This is a genomic window from Pseudomonas fluorescens, assembly GCF_018614775.1.
GTDB lineage: Bacteria > Pseudomonadota > Gammaproteobacteria > Pseudomonadales > Pseudomonadaceae > Aquipseudomonas > Aquipseudomonas fluorescens_BY.
In genome coordinates, this window is sequence record NZ_JAGGOF010000126.1 from 1 (window position 1) to 9,874 (window position 9,874).

Sequence of the window (9,874 nt, forward strand, 5' to 3'; positions counted from 1 at the left end):
GCTTGTTGCCTCCACCCAATCCATGTTCCGGTTTGCTCATCAGGTCTCGACGCCAATGCCCGCTGTGTGGGAGCGCGCATCCCATGTGGGAGCGAGCTTGCTCGCGATAGGGGTTGTCGGGTTGGTTTGCGAGAGCATCATGTGCAGAGATTGACCGATGCGATGGTACAGTGGCCGCAATGCCATGACTCACTCAAGGTCTCCGATGCCTGTATCGCTACCCTCTACCCGAGCTTACCGCGCGTTCCTTTTTGACATGGATGGCACGCTGCTCAATTCCATTGCCGCCGCCGAGCGGATCTGGACCCGCTGGGCCCTGCGCCACGGTGTGGACGTGGCGTCGTTCCTGCCGACGATTCACGGCGTGCGCGCCATCGACACCATCGCTCGCCAGGGCCTGCCGGATGTGAATGCCGAGGCCGAGGCCGCGCAGATTACCCGGGAGGAAATCGAAGACGTCGAAGGCGTGGTGCAAGTGCCCGGAGCCTTGGCGTTCCTGAAAGGCCTGCCGCCTGCGCAATGGGCAATCGTCACCTCGGCGCCCCTGGCATTGGCCTTGCGCCGTATGGAAGCGGCCGGGATCCCGCGCCCCGCGGTGATGGTCACCGCCGAAGACGTGAGCGACGGCAAGCCCAACCCCGCCTGCTATCGGCTGGCCGCAGAACGGTTGCGGGTGGCGCCGCAAGAATGCCTGGTGTTTGAAGACGCCGAAGCCGGCATCCAGGCCGGCGACGCAGCGGGAGCCGACGTGATGGTGGTGACGGCGACGCATGTGCATCCGGTCGCCACTGCCCATGCGCAGGTCCAGGATTACCTCGGGCTTGGCGTCAAGGTGGATGAGTCCGGGATGATGCGGCTGAATCCAGCCCTGTAACCACTGCCGGCCCCCACAGTTATTTTCTGGTTGTTTGGAGGCTTGAGTTCACCCCAATCCCCCTGTGGGAGCGAGCCTGCTCGCGATGGCGGTGGTCAGCTTGCCTCAATGCTGAATGTACCGCCGCTATCGCGAGCAGGCTCGCTCCCACAGTTATTTCCAGGGTGTTCGCAGGCTTTGAGTTCACCCCAAACCCCTGTGTGGGAGCGCGGTGGTCAGGTGACCACGCGGTAGCACGGCACATACGCTGCGCCGCCGGGCAATTTCATGCGGTGCTGGGCGACGAAGGCCTTGAGCAGGCGGTCGAGGGGTTCCATGATGGCGGCGTCGCCGTGGATCTCGTAGGGGCCGTGTTCCTCGATCAGGCGGATGCCCTTGTCCTTGACGTTGCCAGCGACGATCCCCGAGAACGCCCGGCGCAGGTTGGCGGCCAGCTCGTGAGGCGGCAGGTCGCGGCTCAGGCCCAGGCTGGCCATGTTGGCGTGGGTCGGGTCGAACGGGCGTTGGAAACCCTCGTCGATCTTCAGCAGCCAGTTGAAGTGGAAGGCGTCGTTGCGCTCGCGGCGGAACTGCTTGACCTCCTTGAGCCCCTGGGTCATCTGCCGCGCCACTTCGGCCGGGTCGTCGATGATGATCTGATAATGCTTCTGCGCCGCCTCGCCCAGGGTCGCACCAACGAAGGCGTGCAACTGGTCGAGGTAAGGCGCCGCGCTTTTCGGCCCGGTGAGGACCACCGGGAAGGGCAGGTCCTGGTTGGCGGGGTGCATCAGGATGCCCAGCAGGTAGAGGAATTCTTCCGCCGTGCCGGCGCCGCCCGGGAAGATAATGATGCCGTGGCCCACGCGCACGAAGGCTTCCAGGCGCTTCTCGATGTCCGGCAGGATCACCAGCTCATTGACGATCGGGTTCGGCGCCTCAGCCGCGATGATGCCCGGCTCGGTCAGGCCCAGGTAACGGCCGCCGTGGATGCGCTGCTTGGCGTGGGCAATGGTGGCGCCTTTCATCGGGCCTTTCATCACGCCCGGGCCGCAGCCGGTGCAGATGTCCAGGCTGCGCAGGCCCAGTTCGTGGCCGACTTTCTTGGTGTATTTGTACTCTTCTGTGTTGATCGAATGACCGCCCCAGCACACCACGATCTTAGGCTCCACGCCCGGGCGCAAGGTGCGGGCGTTGCGCAGCAGATGGAACACGTAGTCGCTGATGCCCTGGGACGAGCTGAGGTCGATGCGCTGGCTGTCCAGCTCGTTCTCGGTGTAGACGATGTCGCGCAGGGCGCTGAAGAGCATCTCCCGGGTGCTGGCGATCATTTCACCGTCGACGAAGGCATCGGCCGGCGCGTTCAGTAATTCCAGGCGCACACCCCGGTCCTGCTGGTGAATACGGATCTCGAAGTCCTTGTAGGCTTCGAGGATGGTCTTGGCGTTGTCGACATGGGCGCCGGTATTGAGGATGGCCAGGGCGCACTGGCGGAAGAGGGTGTAGATACTGCCGGAACCGGCTTCGCTCAGTTGCTGGACTTCGCGCTGGGACAAGGTCTCCAGGCTGCCCTTTGGGCTCACCGAGGCGTTGATTACATGTCTTTGAGTCATTCAGCTTTCCTTGAAAACGATGCCGTACACACGAGGACGGCATCTTGAAAAATACGTCCACACAGAAAGATCGCACGATCCTTGCGGTATCGCCATGGACTTTGATCCGGATCCTTCGGGTCGGTTGCATCACAAAATGAGCCCCAGCATAGCTAAATCGACCGGGCAGGCGATAATGCGCGACTCTTTTGATGCCATACAAGGAAATTGCGCCGCGATGTTCGAGATCAAACCGTGGGACGCCGGGACTTACCGCCAGCAGACCCGACGCAGCACCCTCATCCTGGCCGTGATCTTCCTCGTGCTGGCGATGCTGCTGTCCAGCCTGGCGGTGCTGCTGTTCGGCACGCCGGGCGGCGATAATTTTCGCTTCAATCTGGGCGGTGTGATTGTCGCGGTACTGGTGATGGCCGTTCTGGTGCGCGGGTATTTGCGCTTGCAACCGTGGATGGCAGCAGCGGTGTATGGCTGGCAGCTCAAGCGTAGCCTGATGCGCATTACCAACGTCATGCACCAGGTGAAGGCGGGTGTGCAGGCCCAGGATCCGACGGCGATGAAACTGCTGCGGTTCTACCACTTGGGGCTGGCCCAGATGCATCAGTTGGATGCCAATTCCAGCGACCAGGATCCATTGGCGCGGGAAGCCGATGAGCACCTGGCGAAGATGCAGGCGTTGAGCCTGGACACCGAGCAGTCGCGCCTGGACCCGGCGTGGATCGAGGCGCTGAAGAAGCGCTAGATCGAACGCTGATTGACCCGCTGGGACAGTGCCTCGGCTGACTCCTTGCGTTCGGAGTAACGGTCCACCAGGTCCGGGCGATCACGTAGCAGAACGGTGAATCGCACCAGTTCTTCCATCACGTCCACCACCCGGTCATACAGGGCCGAGGGCTTCATGCGGTCGTGCTCGTCGAACTCCAGGAATGCCTTGGGAACCGACGACTGGTTGGGAATGGTGAACATGCGCATCCAGCGTCCCAGCACCCGCAGTTGATTGACCGTATTGAACGACTGTGAGCCACCGGACACCTGCATCACCGCCAGCGTCTTGCCCTGGGTCGGACGCACCGCGCCCATCGCCAACGGCACCCAGTCGATCTGGGCCTTGAACACCGCCGACATCGAGCCATGGCGTTCGGGGGAGCACCACACCTGGCCCTCGGACCACGTCATCAGATCCAACAGTTCCCGGACCTTGGGATGGTCGTTCGGCGCGTCGTCGGGCAATGGCAGGCCCGATGGATTGTAAATGCGCGTCTGGGCACCGAAATGCTCCAGCAGACGCGCCGCCTCCTCGACCAGCAAACGGCTGAACGAGCGTGGGCGGGTCGAGCCGTAGAGCAGAAGGATACGTGGCTTGTGGGTGCCATCCCGAGTACCGGGAATGACCTGGGAAAGACTTGGATCGAGGTTGGGCAGGTGGTCGGTCATGGAGCGCTCCGGGTTCAGAGGGTGCCGATGCGGTCGAGCTCGACCTTCAGGGCCTGGGCGTCGAGCCTGTCGAAGGGCAGGGCGAAAAAGGCCCGGCAGCGGGCTTCGATACGGTCGAGGGTGGCGTGGAACGCCAGGCCGACCTGATCGTCACTGCCTTTGACTTCCGACGGGTCGGCCAATCCCCAATGGGCCTTGATCGCCGGGCCGAAGTACACCGGGCAGGCCTTGTTGGCGGCGTTGTCGCACACGGTGATGACGATATCGGGCGGGCTGCTTTCGAAGGCGTCGTTGCCTTTGCTACGCAGGCCTTCGATGCAGATACCGGCTTGCTGCAGGGTCTCCAGGCTGCGGGGCAGCACCTGCCCCTTGGGAAAACTGCCGGCGCTGACCGCCTCGAACCCGGCCGGGGCCAGATGGTTGAACATCGCTTCGCTGAGGATGCTGCGGCAACTGTTGGCGGTGCACATGAACAGGACTTTCATCGATCGATTCCGAATAGGCGCAAGGCTGGCTGCCCGAGTATATGCGGATGTTCGAATATATGGAATTTCATATTTAAAGGGTTCGCCACTCGTCGGTTCGCCGGCGGGAAAAATCAAACCCACCTGCCGATGGCCTTTCTCATGAGCATCATGGAGAGGAGACGCGACATGCCAGATCGACATATGAACGGGACGTGGGCAATGCTTTGTGCAGCGGCTTTCGGTTTGGCCGGCTGCGCTGGCGGCAACACCGACTCGCCTGTGACGGCACCAGGGGCCGCGAAAACCCCGACCACGGCAACCCTGGAAGCGGGGGCGGGACTGATGCAGGACAAGCCCCCATTGCAAGCGCTGGACACTTACCTGGACGGTTTCCATTTCTATAACGGCCGGATGTCCGGGCAAATGGAAGCGCATCACTACTGCTCGGCGTTGAACGAAGAAGTCTTTCAGTGCGCCATTTTCGATGGCAATACGTCCTCGGCCAAATTGATGGGCGTGGAGTACATCATCAGCAAGCATTTGTTCGAAGGTTTGCCAGCCGCCGAAAAACAGCTCTGGCACAGCCATGTGCACGAGGTGAAGTCCGGGCAGCTGATTGCTCCCGGTATTCCCCAGGCGGCGGAGACCCGGTTGATGAAGAACCTGGTGAGCACGTACGGCAAGACGTGGCATACCTGGCACACCGAACAGGGCCAGGCCCTGCCTTATGGCGTTCCGCAATTGATGATGGGGTTTACCGCTGACGGCCAGATCGACCCGCAACGGGTCCGCGAGCGTGACAGCCGGATGGGGGTGGACAGTGACGCCAGGAAGCGTGCGCGGGCCGCTATCGAGACGCCGCCGATAGACGCTGGCGCGGACGCCTGGCAGAAGGGTCAGGTGTGGCAGATCAAGGACCCAACGGGAACCCATGCTCACCCATAGCGTGTGGGGCAGCGATACCCGTGGCAATTATAAGGAAGGACGTTTGCGGCGGGCGGTTCAGGGTTGCTTGAAGTGCCCCGGGACACCATGTTCCGCTTCTGTGGGCCGGGTTTTTTTCTGAGCTTGGATATCGCTCAATTCAGCGTCCTTGAGTTCGCTGAACGTTATTCTTAGCAGGGCCTCCGCTTCACTGACACTCAGGGTCTCGCTGTCGGTCTCCATCACTCGGCTGTCCGGTTGGCCGTTGGCAATAAAGCTGACGATGAATCGGTCCTGGTTGCTCATGTTGCACCTCGCTGCGTCAGGCACCAGGGCGCAGCACGGCTGCGCCCCGGCGGGTTTCAGGGGTTAGGACTTTCTACCGCCGCCGCTTTGGCTGCCTTTGCCGCCGGCGCCAGAGCCTTTTTGACGGTCGCTGGTGTTATTTCCGCCCGAGGCCTGTCCGCCTTTCTTACCCGCTTCAGATGCTTTTTCACGGTCGTTTGCGAAGTTGCCTGGGTTTTTGTTTCCGCTGTTAGCCATTTCGAGAATCCTCATTGTGGTTTAAAGCGAGCAACGTGCCTCGCATTAAATGTGAAAGGTCAGCGGCGAGGGAAGTTTAATAAAAGCGTAGCGCTGGCGACGAATGGTCCGGTAGTCACCGCGTTCCGGGTTTCTAATCCTCACCACCGCTGACTTTCCAATGCTTGGCATCTGCGGGGAATATCACCTGTTCGACCCGATGCGCGATGCCGAAGGCCAGGGAATTTTCCGCTGGGATGACCCGTTCCTCATTGCACAGGCACTTGAAGATATCCAACTGGGTCGCAGCGCCAGCGGTTTCCTTGACGTAGATCTCCACGTACCGCGCCACGTCGTTGTCCAGGCTGGAGAGGTATTCGCGCAAGCGCGAGTGATCCACCGATTTCTGGCCGAAATACCAGTTCATCGGGTGGATCAGGAAGCGCGAATGGGGCGTGGTGGTGCGGTCGCTGGCAGCCAGGTACATGACGATGCCCATCGACTCGATATTGCCGGCATTCACCGCACGTACCGGCACCGGCAAGGACTTGATGAAGGTGTAGAGGGTAAAGCCGAAGTTGGTGCTGCCGCCGACCGTGGAGAGGTTGAGCATCAACGAGTCCGCGCCTTTCTCGATGGCTTCCAGGCAATTGTCGCGAAAGCGTTCGGTGGTGCCCTGATCGATCTGGCAATGGAAATGGACAATGTGTTCGGACATCTGGGACTCCTGTCGATTTAGCGCGTGAAGTGTGGCGCGATCGTACAGTTGGGAGTTCACCGCAGGCTGGATGTTCCGGGTGGCACCTCAGTCTCCGAACTTCGCCTCACACGCCTGGGTGGCTTGCGCCACGCGTTGCAAGAACATCGTCAACCCGGCTTCCTCCGCGCTGAGGCCTTTGCGCACACGGGGCTTGGGCAGTTCCTTCAGCGTGCCGAGCAGGAAACCTTCCAGCACCGCTGGGTGAATGTAGCATTTACGACAGACGCTTGGTGTGTTGCCCAACTGCCGGGCCACCTGCTTGACCATCTCGGCGACGTGCTTTTTCGCTTCGGTCTCGGTTTCCCAGCGCAGCGCCCGCAGCCCGGCCAACGCCGCCGCGCTGCCGGCCCAGGTGCGATAGTCCTTGGCCGTGAAGTCGGCGCCGGTGAGGCTCTTGAGGTAAGCGTTGATGTCCGACGAAGTGATGGCGTGGCGCTCGCCGTTTTCGTCCAGGTATTGGAACAGGTTCTGCCCGGGAATTTCCTGGCAGCGCTTGATGACCCGCGCCAGGCGCCGGTCTTTCACGGTGATCTGGTGCTCGACGCCACTCTTGCCCCGAAACTGGAAGGCAATGGCACTGCCATTGATCTCGACGTGCTTGTTGCGCAGGGTTGTCAGGCCATAGGACCGGTTCTCCCGGGCGTACTGGGTGTTGCCGACCCGGATCAGGGTCATGTCGAGCAGCGTGACGACGGTCGCCAGGACTTTGTCGCGGCTGAAGCCGGGCTGGGCCAGCACCTCCTCCAGGTGTGTGCGCAAACGGGGCAGGGCTCGCCCGAACTCAAGCATCCGCGAGTACTTGTCCGCATCACGCACCTCGCGCCAGCGCGGATGGTAGCGGTACTGCTTGCGTCCACGGGCATCCATCCCGGTGGCCTGGAGGTGGCCGCGCGGGTCGGTGCAGATCCACACATCGGTGTAGGCCGGCGGGATCACCAAGGCGTTGATGCGCTGTATCTCAGCCGCGTCGGTAATGCGCTGGCCCTGGGGATCGAAATAGCAGAACTTGCCCCGCAATTTTTTGCGGGTGATGCCTGGGGCGGCGTCGTCGACGTAATGCAGATCGGCCGGCAATGCGTCCGGCGGCAGAGTGTCAGGCATGTAAAAATCCTTGGCAGCGAATCGGGTGGCCCATGGATTCATTGACCGCAGGCTGATGCGGTCGTGCCAAGATTTACAGGTCCATCGTCAATTGCTGGCCGCTTGTCTGCTCCGGCTCCAGCATCTCCAGCCAGCGCTGCTCCGAGCGGCACCGATAAAGGTCGGGCGGCAGGAAGAGTCCTCAGATCCAGGGATTTACTGAACCCGCGCCCACCCCATCAGGTCATCCCTCTGTCAGGAACGACAACACGATGGAGCCGCCAATGCGACCTATGGATTTCACCAGTCTGTCTTTTGCCGCGTTGCTGTGCGCGGCCTGCTCGAGTCAACCGCCTGCCACGTGGAGTTACGAAGATGCCAGGGAGCGGGCCAATCTTGCCCCTGATCAAGCCTACCCCGAGCTGTTCGAAGCCGTGCAGCGCCAGCAGGTTTTCACCGACCAGAAGCACTTCGTCGACGCGCTGCCCAAACGGGATCCGGCGCAGATCCGCGCCGATTACCTGGCCCGGCAGGACGACGCGGGCTTCGATCTCAAAGCTTTCGTGAAGGACAATTTCATCGAGTCCGGTGTGGCCGAGAGCCCAGCGCCGAAACCGGGTGCGCCAATCGAGGAACACATCGACAAGCTCTGGCCGGTGCTGAGCCGCACCTACCGCCAGGTGCCGCCATACAGCAGCTTGTTGCCCCTGCCGCAGCCCTACGTCGTGCCGGGCGGGCGCTTTCGCGAGATGTATTACTGGGACTCGTATTTCACCATGCTGGGGCTGGAGCAAAGCGGCGATAAGGCCCAGGTCCGCCAGATGACCGACAACTTTGCCTACATGATCGACACCTACGGGCACATTCCCAACGGCAATCGTACGTACTACCTGAGCCGATCGCAGCCGCCGTTCTTTGCCTACATGGTGGAGTTGCAGGCCCGTATCGAAGGTGACCAGGCCTACGGTCGTTATCTTCCCCAGTTGCAAAAGGAATACGCCTATTGGATGGAAGGCGCGCAGACGCTCAAGCCCGGCGCGGCCGCCCGGCATGTGGTCAAACTGGCTGATGGCAGCGTGCTCAATCGTTACTGGGACGCCAGCGCGACGCCTCGCCAGGAGTCCTGGCTGCAAGACGTCAAGACAGCCGCGCAGGCTTCGGGCCGGACTCGGCAGGAGGTCTGGCGCGACTTGCGCGCCGGCGCCGAAAGCGGCTGGGACTTCAGCTCCCGCTGGCTGGGCGACGGCAAGAGCCTGGCGACGATACGCACCACCTCCATCGTGCCGGTGGATCTGAACAGCCTCATGTACCACCTCGAACGCACCATCGCCAAGGGCTGCCAGACCGTTCACAACGCGCCGTGCGTCCAGGCTTACAGCCAGCGCGCGGAGCAGCGTCAACGGGCGATCGAGCAACACTTGTGGAAGGTCGATGGCGGTTATTACGTCGACTACGATTGGCAGCTCAAGCAACACCGCCCAGGCCTCAGCGCCGCTGCGCTGTTCCCGCTGTACACCGGCCTGGCCTCCAACGAGCATGCACAGCTTACCGCCGATGCGGTGCGCGGCGGGTTGTTGCGCCCGGGCGGCCTCGCCACCACCCAGGTCAGCAACGGCCAGCAGTGGGACGAACCCAATGGCTGGGCACCGCTGCAATGGGTGGCAGTGGAAGGATTGGACCGCTACCAGCAAGGCGACCTGGCGGCGCAGATTGGCCAGCGCTTCCTGCAACAGGTTCAAGACCTTTACCGCAAGGAGAACAAGCTGGTGGAGAAATATGACGTGTCCGGACAAGGGCAGGGCGGTGGGGGCGGTGAGTACGAACTGCAGGATGGTTTCGGCTGGACCAACGGGGTGACGCTGATGCTGCTGAACAAGTACCGGGCGAGCGCTGCCAAAGCCCCGGTGGATAAATGACAGACTGAGTAGCACGCCATAATACCTGTGGGAGCGAGCCTGCTCGCGATAGGGGTGGGTCAGCTTGTATCAATGCTGAATGTACCGCCGCTATCGCGAGCAGGCTCGCTCCCACAGGGGGATTGGGGTGAACTCAAGCCTCCAAACAACCAGAAAATAACTGTGGGGGCCGGCAGTGGTTACAGGGCTGGATTCAGCCGCATCATCCCGGACTCATCCACCTTGACGCCAAGCCCGAGGTAATCCTGGACCTGCGCATGGGCAGTGGCGACCGGATGCACATGCGTCGCCGTCACCACCATCACGTCGGC

The 9,874-nt window shown here is 61.9% G+C and carries 11 protein-coding genes; 4 read left to right on the plus strand and 7 right to left on the minus strand.

Features of this window, described 5'->3' with window-relative positions; translation table 11 throughout:
- The first annotated feature begins 205 nt into the window (after nt 1-205).
- A complete protein-coding gene (locus J7E36_RS24960; protein WP_215009001.1) occupies nt 206-874 on the plus strand; it encodes an HAD family hydrolase in 669 nt (222 codons plus the stop codon).
- A 215-nt stretch (nt 875-1,089) separates the two neighbouring features.
- On the opposite strand, the gene ppnN is transcribed toward J7E36_RS24960, so the two are convergent.
- Nucleotides 1,090-2,463 carry a nucleotide 5'-monophosphate nucleosidase PpnN gene (gene ppnN / locus J7E36_RS24965; RefSeq protein WP_215009003.1) on the minus strand — a complete coding sequence of 458 codons (1,374 nt, stop codon included), beginning with the start codon at nt 2,461-2,463 and terminating at the stop codon, nt 1,090-1,092.
- Between the two features lie 217 nt (nt 2,464-2,680).
- Here ppnN and J7E36_RS24970 point away from each other — a divergent pair, with 217 nt between their 5' ends.
- Nucleotides 2,681-3,202: a DUF3087 family protein gene (locus tag J7E36_RS24970; RefSeq protein WP_215009005.1), complete on the plus strand. Its 522-nt coding sequence runs from the start codon at nt 2,681-2,683 to the stop codon at nt 3,200-3,202.
- On the opposite strand, the gene arsH is transcribed toward J7E36_RS24970, so the two are convergent.
- Together arsH and J7E36_RS24980 are read right to left on the minus strand one after the other, a co-directional pair.
- Complete coding sequence (gene arsH / locus J7E36_RS24975) at nt 3,199-3,894, minus strand: arsenical resistance protein ArsH (RefSeq protein WP_215009007.1); 696 nt, start codon at nt 3,892-3,894, stop codon at nt 3,199-3,201. The two genes, J7E36_RS24970 and arsH, sit on opposite strands and share 4 nt — an antisense overlap.
- A gap of 14 nt (nt 3,895-3,908) precedes the next feature.
- Nucleotides 3,909-4,379: an arsenate reductase ArsC gene (locus J7E36_RS24980; protein WP_215009009.1), complete on the minus strand. Its 471-nt coding sequence runs from the start codon at nt 4,377-4,379 to the stop codon at nt 3,909-3,911.
- A 168-nt stretch (nt 4,380-4,547) separates the two neighbouring features.
- On the opposite strand from J7E36_RS24980, the gene J7E36_RS24985 reads away from it, so the two are divergent.
- Nucleotides 4,548-5,306, plus strand: a complete 759-nt coding sequence (locus tag J7E36_RS24985) for an OBAP family protein (protein WP_215009011.1) — start codon at nt 4,548-4,550, stop codon at nt 5,304-5,306.
- A gap of 57 nt (nt 5,307-5,363) precedes the next feature.
- Here J7E36_RS24985 and J7E36_RS24990 read toward each other — a convergent pair whose 3' ends face one another.
- The 4 genes from J7E36_RS24990 to J7E36_RS25005 form a co-directional block, all read right to left on the minus strand.
- Nucleotides 5,364-5,591 (minus strand): hypothetical protein, encoded by a 228-nt coding sequence (locus J7E36_RS24990; protein WP_215009013.1) that lies wholly within the window; start codon nt 5,589-5,591, stop codon nt 5,364-5,366.
- A gap of 63 nt (nt 5,592-5,654) precedes the next feature.
- Nucleotides 5,655-5,828: a general stress protein gene (locus J7E36_RS24995; protein ID WP_215009015.1), complete on the minus strand. Its 174-nt coding sequence runs from the start codon at nt 5,826-5,828 to the stop codon at nt 5,655-5,657.
- 133 nt (nt 5,829-5,961) lie between these two features.
- Complete coding sequence (locus J7E36_RS25000) at nt 5,962-6,525, minus strand: ATP-dependent Clp protease proteolytic subunit (protein WP_215009017.1); 564 nt, start codon at nt 6,523-6,525, stop codon at nt 5,962-5,964.
- 87 nt (nt 6,526-6,612) lie between these two features.
- Complete coding sequence (locus tag J7E36_RS25005; RefSeq protein WP_215009019.1) at nt 6,613-7,668, minus strand: DNA topoisomerase IB; 1,056 nt, start codon at nt 7,666-7,668, stop codon at nt 6,613-6,615.
- Between the two features lie 263 nt (nt 7,669-7,931).
- On the opposite strand from J7E36_RS25005, the gene treA reads away from it, so the two are divergent.
- Nucleotides 7,932-9,563, plus strand: coding sequence for an alpha,alpha-trehalase TreA (treA, locus tag J7E36_RS25010; RefSeq protein ID WP_215009021.1), 1,632 nt, complete (start codon nt 7,932-7,934; stop codon nt 9,561-9,563).
- Nucleotides 9,564-9,874 lie beyond the last annotated feature (311 nt).